This is a genomic window from Bacteroidota bacterium (assembly GCA_035506275.1).
Lineage (GTDB): Bacteria > Bacteroidota > Ignavibacteria > UBA10030 > UBA8401 > JAGVPT01.
Window position 1 is genome coordinate 41,612 of the sequence record DATJPT010000018.1, and the last position, 17,399, is coordinate 59,010.

10 protein-coding genes are annotated in these 17,399 nt (G+C 52.8%); all 10 read right to left on the reverse strand.

The annotated features are described in order from the left end of the window. Positions 1-285: 285 nt before the first annotated feature. Entirely contained in the window at positions 286-2,784 is a 2,499-nt protein-coding gene (locus VMF88_12715; protein ID HTY11921.1) for a TIM-barrel domain-containing protein, read from the reverse strand. A gap of 521 nt (positions 2,785-3,305) precedes the next feature. After that, positions 3,306-4,694 carry an MXAN_6640 family putative metalloprotease gene (locus VMF88_12720; GenBank protein ID HTY11922.1) on the reverse strand — a complete coding sequence of 463 codons (1,389 nt, stop codon included), beginning with the start codon at positions 4,692-4,694 and terminating at the stop codon, positions 3,306-3,308. A 390-nt stretch (positions 4,695-5,084) separates the two neighbouring features. Further along, on the reverse strand, positions 5,085-7,043 hold the full coding sequence (locus tag VMF88_12725; GenBank protein ID HTY11923.1) for a cation-translocating P-type ATPase: 1,959 nt from the start codon (positions 7,041-7,043) through the stop codon (positions 5,085-5,087). A gap of 13 nt (positions 7,044-7,056) precedes the next feature. After that, positions 7,057-9,600 (reverse strand): TonB-dependent receptor, encoded by a 2,544-nt coding sequence (locus tag VMF88_12730; protein HTY11924.1) that lies wholly within the window; start codon positions 9,598-9,600, stop codon positions 7,057-7,059. An 88-nt stretch (positions 9,601-9,688) separates the two neighbouring features. Continuing rightward, positions 9,689-10,039 (reverse strand): hypothetical protein, encoded by a 351-nt coding sequence (locus VMF88_12735; protein HTY11925.1) that lies wholly within the window; start codon positions 10,037-10,039, stop codon positions 9,689-9,691. A gap of 84 nt (positions 10,040-10,123) precedes the next feature. Continuing rightward, entirely contained in the window at positions 10,124-11,392 is a 1,269-nt protein-coding gene (gene lysA / locus VMF88_12740) for a diaminopimelate decarboxylase (protein HTY11926.1), read from the reverse strand. Positions 11,393-11,518: 126 nt separating this feature from the next. Continuing rightward, a complete protein-coding gene (locus VMF88_12745; GenBank protein ID HTY11927.1) occupies positions 11,519-12,526 on the reverse strand; it encodes an aspartate-semialdehyde dehydrogenase in 1,008 nt (335 codons plus the stop codon). Positions 12,527-12,547: 21 nt separating this feature from the next. Beyond that, positions 12,548-13,930, reverse strand: a complete 1,383-nt coding sequence (gene lysC, locus VMF88_12750; GenBank protein ID HTY11928.1) for a lysine-sensitive aspartokinase 3 — start codon at positions 13,928-13,930, stop codon at positions 12,548-12,550. A gap of 121 nt (positions 13,931-14,051) precedes the next feature. Beyond that, on the reverse strand, positions 14,052-14,954 hold the full coding sequence (gene xerD / locus VMF88_12755; GenBank protein HTY11929.1) for a site-specific tyrosine recombinase XerD: 903 nt from the start codon (positions 14,952-14,954) through the stop codon (positions 14,052-14,054). Positions 14,955-14,959: 5 nt separating this feature from the next. Further along, a complete protein-coding gene (locus VMF88_12760; protein HTY11930.1) occupies positions 14,960-17,347 on the reverse strand; it encodes an HDIG domain-containing protein in 2,388 nt (795 codons plus the stop codon). Positions 17,348-17,399: the final 52 nt, after the last annotated feature.

Consider the following 17,399-nt stretch of genomic DNA (forward strand, 5'->3'; position numbering starts at 1 on the left):
ATAGACAACAGGGCCGTTATAGCTGGAGAAAAGTCCGATTATTCGGCTAATTTCAATGATTTTGTAAATATTACAGGAAGAGGGGAGAGCTATTGAGATTCTGCGGGTCTTCTTTTCTCTCCCGCTTCTATTGAGGAAAATCGAATGGAAGGAAAATTTGGTAGATAATTTTCTCTACAGATTCGAGAAAATTTGAAAAATGTAGAAATTACAAAACGACATAATGCCCTTCTAATCCCGGGCGTTGAAGAACTTGAGCCACGGAAGAACGGTCCTTATTGGTTTTCACTGACCATCATGACCGAGGTCTTTCACTCCCTGTATCAGAATATTTTGGTTGACAGGCATTTCATTCGTGAACACTGAGAGGCACTTCTTTTCCTTATTCCACAAGATGCCGCCGTCAGAAATAGCCGCCTCTGCCTCGGACGATACAAACTTGAGCTGCTTGCCGTTAATATTTATCCATATCGGGTGAGAGAGCCCATGAAATTCAACGTGGTACTTCCGTTGCGTCGGCGCGTTCCCGTACTTTCCCGTGCTCGCTCCGATGCTCAACGTCATGATCGATTGAACAAAAACAATTTTGGTTGTCTGTATTTCTCCTTGTGTGCGGTACGATTCTGAAATGCCGTCGTCATCGACGAGGGTAAACTCACCGTCTTTCCCGACGTAGACACGCAGGAAAAGTTGATCCTTTTTGATGAAGGCGGTGCTGAGCGCAAAGGGGGCCATTGGAATCACCGAACCCGCCTTCACGAAAAGCGGGAGCGATCCGATCGGCGCGTTGCAGCGGATCTCGCGGCCGCCGCTTATCAGAGAATCGCTCCAAAAGTCGTACCACAATCCTTCGGGAAGCCAAACGGTGACGGTGCCGTCGTCGCTGCAGCGAGGTGCTACAAGAAGATCGCTCCCCCACATATATTCTAGGTCGTGGCTCCATGCCTCGGGATCGTTCTGGTGTTCGATGACCATCGCCCTCGCGATCGGCATCCCTGTTCTGGCAGCCTCGTGGGCGAACGTGTACGTATAAGGCATGAGTTCGTAACGGAGCGTGGAATATTTTTTTGCATCCCGCTGCGCATCGGCCGACCGGTCGAGGGGCCAGCGCGGCTGTCCCATGCCGTGAGGTTTCCAGAACGGCGAGAAGCTGCCGAATGCCATCGACCAATCCCGGTAGAGCGTGTCGTTCGGTCCCTTCCTCTTGCCCCATTCTGCATAGCCACCGGCGTCGTGGCCCCAGAAAGGAAATCCGGAAAGGCCGGCGAGCTGCATACCGCGGACCTGTCCTTTCATCTCCTCATACGTCGGGACGATGTCGCCGCTCCAGAGCGTCGCATACCTCTGTGCTCCCGCGGTCATGCCCCGCACCCAGACGAACGGCCGCCGTTCGGGTGCCAGTGTTCGGTCCCATCCTTCCTGCACCAGCGATTTCGCGATGAGGAAGAACCAGTAATTCTTCATTTCCATCCATGTTCGCCCGTTGCCAAGCACCATCGACGCGGGCGCCTTCCATAACTGGTCGAATTCATCGATCCAGAGAGCATCCCCCGGATAACCCAGTTTCGGACTGAGTGATTTTCTCCAATGAAGATGCCAGAACCATTCGCGCACGTCGCTCCGCGTGAAATCGGGAGCGCTGTCGCCGAATTCGATGCTGTCGGTGACCGGGATGTTGAAAGAAGGACTCCACCGCTCGCTCGCCTTGGCGATGCAGCGGTTGAAGTCGATCGTGGAGACGAGGCCGTTCGACTTCAGCCACTGCTCGTACGCACGGGGGTCGGGAAAACGGGTTGTATCCCACTCGAAGTATGAAATGCAGCGCATTCCGCCGCCGGCCCTCCACCGGTTGTCGTTGATCACATGGTCGAGCGGGAATCCCGCATTCCGGTGGTCGGTCACTTTCTGTTTCCACCAACGCTCGTCCGACGGAGCGGAGGAGAGCTCGTCGTTCGCTTTGTCCGAAAGGCCGAGTCCGAGCATAGCAAGAGGCGGAAGCCGCGGCCGCCCGGTCAGCTGTGTGTACCGGTCGATGATACTGCTGAACTCGGGTCCCGCCAGGAAAAAATAATCCATCCGCGCATTCCCCTCGAGCGTGAATTCGTAAAGACTATCCTTCCCGAAGGAGAAAGTATTTGGGAATGTGCTGTTGACGAAGAGCCCGTACCCCGAGCTCGAGAGAAAGAAGGGAACGATGAGGGGCGCCTGCTGATTGTTTTCGGTTCCGTAGTTGCGGCGGTAGAGCCCGCCTTGAAGGTCAAGGTGCTCCGAGCGCCCGTAAAAGTCGTGTCCAAGCCCTGTAAAGTGCTCTCGCGGATCCCACTCAAACGAGGCATGGATCGCCCCATCCGACCACCGAACGCCATCGCGTTCCGCAAGGAGTCTTCGGCGGTCTTTGAGGGAGAAGAACGACAGGCGCATGGGTCTCTTTTGCACTTGCAACTCAAGTCCGTCGTTGACGCCGGTCTCGAGGGAGAAGTACGTGCCGCGGTCGGTGAGCCGGAGGAGGCCGCTCCAGGCGTGAGAAACGACCATCTCGTACCGGTCGTCCGGAAAGAAGTCTTCGCCCCGGCGTGCCCATTGCAGGCGGAGAATGTAGTCGCCGTACGGGGTCACGCGCAGCCTCTGGCCCGTCGATGAAATGAAAACGATGCTGCGCCCTTCGGAGTCATGGCTTGCATATTCGCCGAGGTTTTCAGTTTCGGCAGCCCGCAGGGAGAAAGCCGCAGCAAGGATCATGAAGCTTAAAACGGGAAAGGAAAACGGAGCCAATGGGATTTTCACACTCGGTGCAGGTTGATTTTGCTCGCGTGGACACTGAACAGCAGGAAGAATGTGAAAAAAAATTGGCTTTGTCAAATTGCCGGCGCGTTATTCTGCAATCAGATCGGCAAAACTCTTCATCTCCCAAGAGGAGGGTATCATGGTATGCTGTTGACCAGAAGCTATCCCAAAAGGATCCCTGGGATCGGGTGCCCTTCGTCGCGTTCGCTCCGCTCACTTGCTCCCCAAAGGGGTCCCTTAGGGGACAGGGTGAACATGCTCTTATTACGGTTCATACACTCTGTTCATCCTGAGCGAGTGGCGAGGTTTTATCGCGCCATGAGACGAAGGACATCCCTTCCCCCAAAAGACCCTTCGGGGAGTAAGCAATCCCGCTCGAAGAGCGGGAGAGCGCATCGTCAACGTCTGTAAGATTGTTGACCCGTTGCGAAAGACAAAACGACATATATTGAGATGACTTCTCTGTATCCCAATTCTGGCAGGCAGTTAATCCCCTTTTGGGGAAAAATTGAGTTTGGAATTTATTTTCTTAGCAGCGCGAACTTGCCCTTAATGGATTGGCTTTGGGTTTGGATAAAGTATATGTAGATTCCCGATGATGCGATGAAGTTGTCGCTTTTTATTCCATTCCATTGGAATACTTGCCCGCGGAAAAGGGTCGATGGCCTTGTGCTTAGCGTCCCGGAATATACAAGTTTCATGTCGGACGAAAAAATAGAGAGGGTCCCAGTTACAGGACTCATTCCGTTCACAGGAAGATTGACTACTCTTGATCCGTCTGGTCGGAAGGGATCGGGGAATGGGTCGAGAATTGTATTTCCACCGACGAGAAACATGCTGTACCAGTTTGAGGGATCTGAGACGGTAAGGTTCGATGAAAGGGGGGAGTTCTGATTTTCAACGAGGGAATACGAGTACGGAAACGTCAACGGATATCGGACAATTCCGGAGTCAAGGTTGATGTTCGAGATGAGAAACGGCAATGTTTCCGTACCATCGCTGACGTCATAGTAGGCTGATGACAAAGCGAAAAGGCTTCCGCCTAATGATTGTGACGGAGGGGCAAAATAGATAGGTATCGAAACAATTTCCGGATAAAGCGCACCCTCTGGATAGTAATGCAGAGAATCGCTGCGTGCACCCGTAAAATAATTCCAGACCGTCCATTCCGCAAAAGCGCTTTTGAAGCTAGAGTTGTATGGCGGCGCGCTTAAGGCCATATCGATAGCTTGAAGCGGCGGTACGAGGCTGATGTCTCTCCACGTTTGCAGCATTGCATCAAGACCGAATCGCTTGGCAATGAAATGTCCCCAAATGGCCCTGCTGTACATGATGAAGTCATTAGAATTGAATGGTACCTGGGGGTTTGCAAACTGGCCTTCAACCGAACTCGTGTATTGGAGATAGTCCTTGACCGCCGGGAAAACAACATCTTCCATCCATGCGGAAGTGAGTTCATAAAAAAATATGTCGCTTGTCCAATAGCCGTACGCACCGATCTGAATGCTGTGATGAAGTTCATGCGCGAGAGTTACACGAAGAGCCGGCATCCCTCTATTGACCGGCGGATTTACCCATTGGAACGAATTGTCAACAGTAACAAATGAAGTGTAGGTCTCTCCATCCGGCTTGCTGACAAGAGCGCTGTCCGGAGTTGTGAAGCCATAAAGAGGAGGGCCGATGGATGCCACATAAATGTCGTACTCCGGCCCCCCGCCAGCATCGCCATCTGCCGGTGACGGTAGATACCCTAATGTTTGAGTCTCAAATGTTTCACAATAATTTGCAATCGCCGCAACCGAATCGGCATATTGGTCAGCGGTACCTGGAATTTTCTGGTAGAGCGAATCGAGCATCGCGGGGGCGTCTGTCCCGGTCGTATCGTAATGAACCCGAAATCGTCCCGACAAGATGCTTTTTTGCGTGGCCGGGCGGTCTAAAATAGTCTCTAAAGCAGAACGCACCTCAGGACTGAGGCGGTCTCGATTTTTGATCGCAAATGAAAGTGCAGGCAATCCGCACATATCATGCGCGGCAATCGCTTGTCCGCCCCCTCTGAATTGTTCCAGAACTTGGTAACTATGAGCTCGGAGCGGTTGATTTGAGCCTAATACAATTTCGTTTTGACACAGAGCCGCCGGCCCGGCGCAAAAAAAGATAACTGCAATTGACCGCCCTGAAAGTAAATTCAATTGTTTTGTCCTTGCCGCACTAGCATCGAGAGCACCCTTTCACCTCATCATCAGCGTTTGCAGACATTGTGTTTGTGTGATAGTTGACGAAATACGGCGGCGTATGCTTCATTTTCTTAATAACCTCGCCGAGTTCAAAATAAATCCCAACTCAGACCCTACGTGAATTAATGCGGCGGAGAGAGGAGTGAGAATTTGGAAAAACGCGAGAGACACACCAACAACGTCAACAATGACCGTCCCCCAAAAATTGAACATGATGACCCGCAAGCTCTGTTTACTGATCTTCATTGCTTCTACAATCTTCATTAGGTTATCTGTTGTCAGTGCCATATCCGCGCTCTCAAGGGCAACCTCAGTTCCGGTTCCCATGGCGATGCCGACAGTTGCTTCAACGAGAGCGGGAGCGTCGTTGATGCCGTCGCCGACCATTGCAACGCTCCTTCCCTTTGATTCCAGTTCGCGAATTTTGCCCAGCTTTTGTTCCGGCAACGTTTCACCGAAGATTTCGTCAACGTGAAGCCTCTTGCCTACTGATCTTGCCACTGCCCATGAGTCGCCGGTCAAGAGTACCACGTGACAACCGAGTTTTTTCATCTCTTCGACCGCTTTTTCTGCCTCTGCGCGGAGAGTATCAGCAATAGCAATTGCTCCGACGACTTTTCCTTCGCTGGCGACGAGAATGCATGTTTCCCCCCGATCTTTTCTTTCAGCGACATAGTTGATCGCGGTCGAGTCAAGACCGATAGTCCGACCCTCAAAGAATGAAGTATTACCAAGCGCCACTTCCATTCCATCGATACGGCAGACAAGTCCCTGTCCCGGGAAATATTTTATTTCCGAATACTCTTCTATTCTGAGATGTTCCGTCCTTGCCCTCTCGACCACTGCTTTCCCGAGAGGATGTTCTGAGTGCTGTTCTGCCGAAGCTGCGAGCCGCAACACATCTTGTATGGCGAGAGCATTGAAGCTCCGGACATCAATTACCTGCGGTTTTCCCAATGTCAGGGTGCCGGTCTTATCAAGGACAATGGTATCCACCTTGCTGAGCAGTTCAAGGTAGACGCCGCCTTTCACGATGATTCCCTCTTTAGCAGTTCGCCCAATTCCCGCAAGAATCGCAAGCGGTGTCCCTGCGGCAACACCGCACGCTCCGGCGACAATAAGCGCAGCAATTGCGGAAACGATGTTGCGGGTCACGAAAAAAGTTACGATAGCGCCCCCAAAGGCGAAATACACTAAACGTGCAGAGAGTATATCAGCTACCTTTTGAATTGGCGCCTTTGAATGCTCCGCCTGCTCAATGATCTCAATGATTTTTCCAAATATCGTTTCTTTGCTTACACGATGTGTTTCAACTTCGAGAATCCCCGATTTGTTCATTGTCCCGGCGAAGACCTCATTGCCTTCAACCTTTTCAACTGGGAGGGATTCACCGGTTATTGAAGACTGGTCGACAAACGAATTTCCCTTGATGACTATTCCATCGACTGGAATTCGAGTGCCCGGCTTTATGATGACAGTGTCGTTGGCTCTGAGATTATCGATTGCAATTTCTTGTTCATTACTATCTCGACGGACCGTAGCCTTGTTCGGAAGCAAGCCAATGAGTTTCTTAATCACATTCCGCCCCCGTGACACTGTTAAATGCTCAAGGAGCTCTGCGAAAATGACGAAGAAAGTTATGACTAGGCCGGTAAAGAATTGCCCGATGATAAGCGTTGCAACGACTGCGATGGTCATTGACAATTCCATCGTCATTCGGCGCTCACGGATCGCCTCATACGCCTCTTCGAACATTGGAAAGCCGCCAACAAGAGTTGCCGCAAGAGCAATGAAGTCAAAAGATGAAATTGGCGTCAAAACTTTCAGCCAACTCAGCATGAGTGCAACAACCATTGTGGCGAGACGGACGAGTTCTATTCGATGTTCTCTCAGTTGTGATCTCTCCATGAAGACCAGCTTTTCGTTTGGAACATTTCGGTTACCGTCTGTGATGATGCCGGGACTCTCCATAACAAACCGGGGCTTCATCGGTTGATGAAAGCCCCGGTTTTTCAATTGCATCAGGTATTCATGCTTACATGTGATAAGAGATTCTCAACACCACGTTTCGGGGTTCTTCCCAGCTAGCTCCGCTGAAATATGCGCCTTTGATCAAGTGCTGGTGATCCAGCAGGTTCGTCACGTAGAGTGACGGCTCAAGCGAAGAACCTCCCTCAAGGTGAATTGTATGGCCGACAGCGATATTGAAGATCCACGATGGAGTTGTATGTGCATTCGTATTGAAATCGAAGAGACCGGTTTTGAAAACAGCGTCTGGGTTCCCGTTGGAAAGACCCGACCCATAAATCCCAACAAGATTACAGAACCAATCTCGTGGTTGATAGTTGACGCCCGTCGTAATGGAAAGCCTCTGATCATGGTCGAGGTCCGTTCCGTCCCCATCGGTGTCAAACGGCAAAAACCCGCCGCTGAGAAGCCCCGTTCCATACGCATGCGTAAGTGCTCCGTTCATGAATCCCGAAAAAGGAGTCTCAGGGAGACTGTAAGTGAGTCCGAGCTCAATTCCCTGTGTGTACACATCTTCGATATTGACCGGAGTCTTGATGGCGCTGCTGCCGACAGTTTCATCGTCAACTCCAGGCGTCGCATGTTTGTAGAAGTAGGCCAGCTTGCTGCGGAGTCCGAAATCGAATCCGTGCGTATAGACGGCTTCATAAAAATCATCCCTCTCCGGCAAGGTCGGAACAAGCGTGTTGCTGACATTGAGAGCGATGGTTTTTAGTCCTTCGATATTCGTCGGCATGAATAGTTTACCGTAATACAAGTATGCGGTATTGTTTTCATCGATGAGGAAATTCCATCGGATTCGGGGACTGAGTTGGTGCTGGAGCGGGGCATCGGGGGCTATGTGCTGGTCATAGCGTGCGCCGAGTTCAAACGATGTCCATTCAACGGGGTGATATTCAACCTCGCCGAATACTCCAAAATCGGATCCATTGAAATTTGTGTTGGAGTTGGGGCCGGGATTTTGGGCTGAGTCTTTTGAAGAATAATCCTCTTTACCGCTTGTGGCTGAGAAATTGAGACCAACTTTGTACATGAACTCGTGCGCCAGTCGCTTGTCGAAGGTGGTTCTCATGCCGACCGTCGTGAAGGTCCTGTCTTCGGAAAGCAAGTAATTGTCAACAGTGTCTCCCGCAAACTGGAAATTCGGCGGGTCGATCGATCCCGGCGTGTAAATGAGCTCACCTTCCCGTGCATAAGCTCCGATAAAAAGGTTTGATTCCTGATCGATTTCAGAATTCAGCGTATTGTAATACGATAAGGTCTGGAATGAATTCGACGTCTGTTGTATATCTTTGGCGATCCCTTCGACGGAGTCGTAGGGAACCTGTGTGTTGGTTTTTCCAAGATTCAGGTTGGCAGTCAGATATTCGTTGTCGCTGAGGATATAGTCGAATTTTCCGTAGAGGAAATAATCGAACCCATGGTCGTTAAAAATATCCGGGGTGGGCGGATCGATACGTCGGTCAGTCTCCTGTCGTGAACCCGAAAGGAAAAAGCCCAGCTTTCCGAGGTGGTCGCTAATAGAGAGATCCTGTCCGTTTGAATTCAGAGCCCGAAACGGACCGACTCTGCTGCCGAGGGTATCTCCAGCCGACGCAGATGTCCCTGGTGTGCCAGGTGAAAAAGACTTTGTCCCGTTGAGTGTCAGATAACTGCCCGCGTACGTCGAAGCGTCGAGGTGGAATGTGCCCGTTGGAACCTTATTATTGAGGTCTATGATTGCTGCAATTTGTCCGCCGTATTCTGCAGGAAAACCGCCGGTGATAAAAGTTGCTCGGTCAATTACCTTAGGATCGACAACTTCGTTCAACCCTCCAAAGACTCCCAGCGGAACCGGAATGCCGTCAACATAATATGTAAACTCGCCGTGTTGTCCGCGCACATGAACTTCTCCGGTAGGAGCTCGAGCCGCACCCATGAGATTTTCCTGGATGACGTTTGTCATCCGGACCGTAGGCGGAGCGTGAAACGTCTCCGATTCATATACCTGATTCGCGGTCATCGGGTTGATCGTCGATGAGGTCGGTTCCCGCTCTCCAACGACAACAACTTCCTTTTGGGTTCCCAACGAATGCAGCGCAATCTTGTAAGTGCTGTGTTCTTTGTTAATGATGATCGAATCAACGAACGTGTCATAACCGACAAACCAGGCAGTGATACGGTAGCTGCCCGCATTGATATCGCGAAACCGAGCCTGACCAGCAGGATTTGTCACGGCGTAGGTAACATATTTTCCGTTTTGTGATAGCGCAACGCGCGCAAGCTCAATAGGGGCGTTCCCATCGGCGTCATTGACCGAAACCCGGAATTGCATCCGGCCTTCGTCAGCCGGGGGCTCATCGGCATCATTCCTCGGTTTTTCTGGGCTTAGGATTCCAGCCGCAGGCATGCCATTTTCTTCGGAAGAGAGAATCTGGACCGGTCTCGCAAAGATTTTTCCGCCAGGCTGAGAGTTCTGATCCCCCGCTCCCTTTTCCGGTTGCAGACCGGTCTGGCCAAAAAGCCAGTTTGCACTGATCAAGAATGCTATAAAGACAAGAATGGAACGCATAAAATTTTTCCCTCAAAAAATAATAGAGTATGAGAATAACGGAATAATTATTCCGTATCTCTTGAACGAGAGTTAACGTGAATGGCTGTTAAGCGAGAAGGGCGGGGGGACCGCGGAGGGAAAAAGAATTTAAGAGGTCAAATGAATATGAAGTAGAAAAAGCGAAGACCAGTGTAACCGGCGCCGTGTCAAGAATCTCCAGCGTAAAAGGGGCTGGAGTGAGGATAGCTCTCCCCTCAACGGAAGAACAAAGGGCGCACGAATCCAGCTGCGAAATGGGGATGTGCTTGCAATTATCCGCATCGGCGTGTGCGGCCAGTTCTGTTTTGCCGGTACCCGAAATACCGTCAAGATCTACATGCGGAGCGACAAGCAATAAGCCCATCGCGTACACAAGCAGAAGCAATACAGAAATACGTTGATTTTTGGGGGTTGGCATCAATAAAAGCTAACGAATTGCAGCGACGAAGTCAAACGAACTGCAATTCCCGAAGGGCCCTTCTCTAAGCCCTTGAGAATATGATCAAATGCGGGTCAGCAATTTCTCGACCAGGTGCTCTTTTGCAACCAGGTCTTCGTAGGTCTCCCGCTCCCGGACGACATAGAAATTACTCCCGTCGACAATGACTTCCGGCGCGCGCCGCCGCTGATTGTAGTTCGAGCTCATCACGAACGAGTAGGCTCCCGCGGACATAACAGCCAGCAGGTCGTCCTGCTCGCTTTTTTGGACTTCGCGCCCCTGCGCCAGGAAATCTCCCGACTCGCAGACAGGTCCGACGACATCGGCAACGATCGACCCTGAATTTTTTTTCACGACGGGCCTGATCTCATGGAACGCCTTATAGAGGCTTGGACGAAGCAGATCGTTCATCGCAGCGTCAACAACGATGAAATTTTTATCCCTGTTTTGTTTTGTGTAGAGTACTCTTGTTGCGAGAATTCCGGCTTTGGCAGCGAGATATCTTCCCGGTTCGAACAGAATCCTGCACCCGACATTTTTAAGGATCGGGAGGAGCTGCTTCGCCAACTCCTGCGGCGTCGTGCTCGGGTCGCCGTTGTATGAAATGCCAAGGCCTCCGCCGACGTCGAAATGGCTGATCGAGATTCCGCGGCGTTTCAACGATGCCGCGAGTTCGGCCAACTTCTTGCACGCCTCGACGAACGGACCGGCGATCGTGATCTGAGAGCCGATATGCATGTCAATACCCGTCACCCGGAGATTCGGCAGCGATGCCGCAAGCTCGAACGCTTCGAGGGCCCGCGCCGAATCGATGCCGAACTTGTTTTCGGACAATCCTGTGGAGATGTATGGATGTGTTTTCGGGTCGACGTCGGGATTGACGCGAATGCCGACAGGAGCTTTCACGTTCAGGGACCCGGCGATGGCGTTGATCCGCTGCAGCTCCTGGACAGATTCGGCTTTGAGCATGATGACCGGATGTTTCAGAACCATGCCGATCTCTTCTTCTGTTTTTCCCACGCCCGTGAAGACGATCCGGCGCGGATCGACTCCGGCCTTCAGCGCCCGGTAGAATTCCCCGCCGGAGTTGCAGTCGATGCCGCTTCCCGCATCATAAAAAATGCGGCAGACGTTCAAGTTTGAATTTGCTTTGAGGGAATAGCAGACAAGATGGTCGATGCCAGCGAAAGCAGTATCGAATTCGCGGAACGATTCAAGAAAGGAGGCCTTGCTGTAAATGTACGAGGGGGTGCCGACCTTTTTGACGATGTCGGCGATCCTGACGTCTTCGCAAAGCATCTCCTGATGTTCGTATCTGAAATGATCGGCCAACGGTTATTTTTTTTTCAGTGGATAAAAAAATTATCTCAACAAAGGTTCCATCTCGTTCCCAAACTCCGTTTGGGAACGAGGTCCAAAAACGAAATCTAACGAACGCCGGCGGGGTGCTGTGAACCGCTAATCCTGCTTTCCGGCGATCCAGGCCTCGGCGATCTGGACGGCGTTCGTCGCCGCCCCCTTGCGGATGTTGTCCGAAACGATCCACATGTTCAGGCCGCTCTTCACCGATTCATCCCGTCTCAGCCGTCCCACAAACACCTCGTCTTTGTCGTATGCCCAAATCGGCATCGGATACTGTTTGTCTTTCGGGTCATCCTGCACGACGACTCCCTGGGCTTTGCGCAGGATCTCCCGCACCTCTACAAGGTCATACGGTTTTTCGAATTCGACGTTCACCGATTCGCTGTGGCCGCCGATAACAGGTACGCGCACGCACGTCGCCGTCACCTTGATCGAATCATCCCCCATGATCTTCTGCGTCTCTTTCATCATCTTGACCTCTTCCTTCGAGTAGCCGTCATCCTGGAAGTCGTCGATGTGGGGGAGGCAGTTGAACGAGATCTGGTATGGAAATTTCTTCGCGACGATCTCCTCCTTGTTCAATTCTTTCATCAGCTGGTCGTACCCTTTTTTTCCTGCGCCTGTCACGGATTGGTACGTCGAGACGACGATGCGCTTTATTTTGAAGCGGTCGTGCAGCGGCTTGAGGGCAACGACCATCTGGATGGTCGAACAGTTCGGGTTGGCAATGATCCCGACGTGGTCGAAAATTTTTTTCGGGTTGACTTCCGGCACAACGAGCGGAATGTCCGGTTCCATGCGGAACGCGCTGCTGTTGTCGATGACGAGCGTTCCGTGCATGGCCGCCGTCGGAGCGAATTCCTTGCTGACCGAAGCTCCCGCGGAAAAGAGCGCCAGCTCGATGTTGTTCTGGGAAAGAACTTCATGCGTCAGCTCTTCGACGCGGACATTCGATCCTTTGAACTTCACTTTTTGCCCTGCCGACCGGCTCGAGGCAAGGGGGATGAGCTGCTTCACGGGAAAGTCCCGCTCTTCCAGCACTTGGATCATTTTTCTTCCGACCATGCCGGTGGCGCCGGCAACGACGACATTATACTCCCTCATACGTTTTCATCCTCTTCTGTGCTATTCGAAAATTTCCGTTAAATGCGTGACGTCCGAAAAAAATTGCTTGTGAAGCCGCCGCACGACTTCGTCGACCTGCTCTTCGTCCACGACGAAGCTGATGTTGATCTCCGACGCTCCCTGGGAGATCATGTTCACGTTGACGTCGGTGATCGAACCGAGGACCTTTGCGGCGACTCCGGGACTATGTTTCAATTGTTCCCCGACGACGCACACGAGCGCTTTTCGGTCGCTCACGCTGACGGTCGCAAACGCTTTCAGCTCCTGCAGGATCGGGCCAAGGTTCGTGACGTTGTCGATGGTGACGGAGACGCTGACCTCCGACGTGGCAACGGTATGAACGACGGTCTCGTATTTGTGGAAAACGTCGAACACGTTCTCCAGAAAACCGTGCGCAAGGAACATCCTCGTCGAGACGATGCTGATGAGCGTGATGCCTTCCTTGTACGCGATGGATTTGACGACGCACTCTTTTCCTACTTTCGGCGTCGCGATGATGAGCGTTCCGGTCGACTCGGGGCGCTTTGAGTTCAAGACGTACACCGGAATGTCTTTCTTCACGGCCGGCAGGATCGTTTCCGGATGCAGCACGCGCGCGCCGAAATAGGCGAGTTCGGCCGCTTCGTTAAAGGACATCACCTTGATCTTCTTGGCGTCCTTCACGACGCTCGGGTCGGAGGTGAGAATACCGTCGACGTCGGTCCAGATCTGAATATCCTCGGCGTCAAGGAGCGAACCGACGATGGCGGCGGTATAGTCGGAGCCGCCCCTCCCGATCGTCGTCGTAATGCCGGCGTGCGTCGAACCGATGAACCCTTGGGTGAGGACGACGTAGTTGTTTTCGACCTTCGGCCTGACGATCTCCTGCAATTTCCGCTCGACGGCATCGAAAAGGGGGAGCGCTTTGGTGAATTGGTCGTCCGTCATCATGAACGAGCGGGCGTCGACGAGGAACGACCTCATCTTGCGCGCTTCAAAGTAATGATGAATGATGAACGACGACATCCGTTCGCCGTATGAGGCGAACATATCCACCGTACGGGGAGTCAGCTCGCCGAGGATCACCACGCCGTTGACGAGCGCGGCGAGTTCTTCGGCAAAGGCCGAGAGGTGCTTGAAAAGAAATTTTGCGGTGTCGGCATCGAACAGTTCTTTGGCGATGTTCTTGTGCCGTCCCTCGATCGCCGCCACGTTCTGCAGGGCTTCGTCTTTTTTTCCTTTCGAAGCGAGCGAAGCCGTTTTCAGCAGTTGATTCGTGATCCCCGCGCATGCCGACACGATCACGACAGGGTGGCGCGGAATTTCCTTCCGGACAATTTCTGTGACGTTTTTAATTGCGGCAGCATCCTCAACCGAGGTGCCCCCAAATTTCATGACGATCATACGATACCGATCTTCTCAAAAAAACAAGAAAGCCCGTCGGCGTGCCCTCGCTATTCGGACAATCGTGCCGGCGGGTCTTTATATGTATTATGAAGCAAAAAAAACGAAAAAAAGTCAAGTATCATCCTCTCGGATGAAACTTCCTGTGCTCGGCTTTGACAAATTCCCGGTCGATATGCGTGTAGATCTGCGTCGTTGAAATATCCGCATGGCCGAGCATCTCCTGCACGGCGCGAAGGTCGGCTCCGCCTTCAAGGAGATGGGTGGCAAACGAGTGCCGGAATGTATGCGGATGGACTTCCTTCTCGATCCGTGCGATGCGCGCATATTCCTTCACAATGTTCCACACCGCGGCCCGGGTGAGCGATTTGCCTCGCCAGTTGAGAAAGACCGCGTTGTTGCCGGCGTGCGAGCCTGCAAGTTTTCCCCTCACTTCCGTCTGATATTTCCGCATCCAGTCCAATGCCGGTTTTCCGATCGGGATCAGCCGCTCCTTCGAACCTTTGCCGAAGACGCGCACCAACTCGTCGTCGAAGAAGACGTTCGATTGTTTCAAGTCGGTTAATTCCGAGACTCGCATTCCGGTCGCATACAAGGTTTCTAGAATCGCCCGGTCCCTGATCCACAGCTTTTTTTCGTCTTCTTTTTTTTGCGACGTTGCTTCGATGATCTTGTTGATCTCGCCGACACTCAGGACGTCGGGAAGAAATTTTCCCCGTTTTGGAAGGTCGATGCTTTGTGCCGGATCGGCGGAGGCGAGTTTTTCTCCGAGGAGGAATTTGTGAAAACTTTTGACGGCGGAGAGGTTGCGTGCGATGCTCCTGGAGGAGAGTCCGAGCTGGTGCAATTCCCGGATGAATGCGCCGACGTCGTCCGCCCGGACCTTTTCCGCCGAATTGATACGCTGCGATTCAAGAAATGCGGCATACCGGTCGATGTCGTGCCGATAGGCCTCGATGGAGTTTGCGGCGAGACTTTTTTCAAGCTGCAGGAACCGGAAAAACTTTTCTATGTCGGACTTCATGCTGCTTACTGCTTCGGGCGTTTGCCGGCCGGACGGCGGCGGGGTCGCGTAAGCGGGACATCAGGATTCTCTTTTTTGATTGGGACAGGATTATCTTCCTGCAGCCCCGGCTCGGGAGGCCCCGGCCGTTGCTCCGGATATTGCATGCGGGAATGATAGATGCCGGTGAGGATCTTTGCAAAGCTGATTTTGATGCGCGTCAGGTCGCGGAGCGTCAGGTCGCATTCGTCGAGCTGTCCTTCCATGAAACGAGCTTTGATGAGTTCGTCGATCCGTTCTTCAATCTTTTGAACGGTCGGATTGTCGATCGACCGTGTCGCCGCCTCCACCGCATCGGCGAGCATCACGATCCCCGTCTCTCTTGTCTGCGGTTTCGGGCCGGGATAGCGGAAGTCGTCTTCATCGATGGTCTCGAAATTGTCCTTTTTGCGCATCGCCTGTTCGTAGAAGAAACCGATCTTCGTCGTGCCGTGATGCATCGGGATGAAATCGGTGACCGCGGCGGGCAGTCCGTATTCCTGTCCCAGCGTCACGCCGTCTTTGATGTGTGCGGCGATCACCCGCGCGCTGAACTTCGGGCTGAATTTTTCGTGCCGGTTTATGGCCCCGAGCTGGTTCTCGACGAACATCGACGGCTTGGTGATTTTCCCGATGTCGTGGTAATAAGCGCCGACGCGGGCGAGCGTTGAGTTTGCGCCGATCGCTTCCGCCGCGGATTCCGCGAGCGCCCCCATATTCAGGCTGTGGTTGAATGTGCCGGGAGCTTTTTGCGACAACTCCCTCAACAGAGGTTGATTGAAGTCCGACAGCTCGAGCAGCGTCAAATCGGTGGTGATATGGAAGGAACGTTCAAAGAAAATCAGCAACCCGTACGTCAGCACGGGGGAGAAAACGGCATTTGCGGCCGCCATGGTCAGTTGATTGACCAGGGAAGTGAGCGTGTCGTAGCGCTCGAGCGACATCGCTGTGATCGAGACAAGGTAACCGAGAAAAATAAAAATGATCGAGCGGAAGATCTGCGTCCGGTGCTTGATGTCCCTCACCGTATAGACCGCCAGCGAGCCGGCGATGACGGAGTAAAAAGCGATCGAATAATCGTTTCCCCGGATGCCCGCAACGATAAACGCCATCGTCACCGTGCAATAGTACGCCACCCGCGAATCGAAGATGATAGCGAGCAGCATCGAGGCGGCCGGGACGATGATGAGCAGTTCGATCGGGGCGTCCGCGCTGATGCGGAGCGTAAGGTACGCCAGCAGCGCTTCGAACAATACGATGAGCGCTATCAGCAGGATCTTTGAGTTGTCGTGGAAGATCCGCTTGCGGAAGAGGTAGAGATAGATTCCGAACAAGAACGAGATGGCGAAAATTTGCAGCCATTTTCCGGCGAAGGTCGTCACTTTATTGATATCGGCGCCGCGCTCCGCCTTCGCTTTGCGGAGCGAATCGAGCTTGAGCTTTACGTCGTCCGTGATGCGTTCGTGCGTCGCGACGATGCGCTCATTTTCCTGGACGATCCCGACGGTCCGCGGTACTTCATCCATCGCGATGGCGATCTCTTTATCCGTCTGGTCTTTCTGGAAAATAATGTTCGGCGATAGGAACGAAAGTGCGATCTTCACCGCGATCGACACGGTGTCATTTTCTTTTTTGTAACCGGAGATGAAGGTCTGCTGGACGCCGCGGCCGAGGTCGTCGACGTCGAGAAATTTGCTGATCGGGGTTATTTGCTCGTCGGTCCGCCTGCGAAGGGCGATGGTGATGCCGGAGCCGACCGACTCCTTGCGAACGTTGAGAATTCCCTGGAGGTACATCTCGTTCACCACCAGCAGCACGTCCCGGCGAAGCCGCCGGAGCGAGAACTGATAGCGGGGATTGTTCGGGAATGCGTCGGCGAACCGGAGACGCTGCAGCGTCTCCCACTCGCTTGCAGTAATGCTGACGGGGATGTTCCGGATGCGGCCGCTCAAGGCCGCCGAGTCGACGGCGCGTTCTCTGCCGTTCGCCCGCTTGTTCTTTTGGAAGAACTCCCGCTGTCGGAAAAGTGCGGCGCGGGTGTCGAGGACCGCTTGGAGCTCGTTGAAGAATTTTTCAAGCGAGTCGATGCTGCTGTGCGAAACGGCGACATCCTCCTCAAAAACCTTGTGGACGTTCTGGGCCGCGGCGGCTCGTTCCTGCTGATAATCCCGCTCCTCCTTGTAGATCGGGAAAAGGAAGGGGGCGATGAGGTCTTTGTCGGTCCAGATCGTACCGACGTGATAATCGGCTTCGATCGATTCGCCGCTCGGAAACATCAAAGCGATGAGGAACACAAAGAGGAAAAAAATTCCCCCTTTCATCATCCTGCTGTCCCGTTCTCCCAGCTTTGCTATGTAATCGGAGATCCTACTCATTCAAGGACGGATATTCTTCACGTGAATATGGGAAGAAAATGGAGGAGATGCA

Coding starts and splice junctions, on each gene's coding strand:
- VMF88_12725 (HTY11923.1), bottom strand. CDS start 7,043: ATGCAATTGAAAAACCGGGGCTTTCATCAACCGATGAAGCCCCGGTTT.
- VMF88_12730 (HTY11924.1), bottom strand. CDS start 9,600: ATGCGTTCCATTCTTGTCTTTATAGCATTCTTGATCAGTGCAAACTGG.
- VMF88_12735 (HTY11925.1), bottom strand. CDS start 10,039: ATGCCAACCCCCAAAAATCAACGTATTTCTGTATTGCTTCTGCTTGTG.
- VMF88_12745 (HTY11927.1), bottom strand. CDS start 12,526: ATGAGGGAGTATAATGTCGTCGTTGCCGGCGCCACCGGCATGGTCGGA.
- lysC (HTY11928.1), bottom strand. CDS start 13,930: ATGATCGTCATGAAATTTGGGGGCACCTCGGTTGAGGATGCTGCCGCA.
- xerD (HTY11929.1), bottom strand. CDS start 14,954: ATGAAGTCCGACATAGAAAAGTTTTTCCGGTTCCTGCAGCTTGAAAAA.
- VMF88_12760 (HTY11930.1), bottom strand. CDS start 17,347: ATGAGTAGGATCTCCGATTACATAGCAAAGCTGGGAGAACGGGACAGC.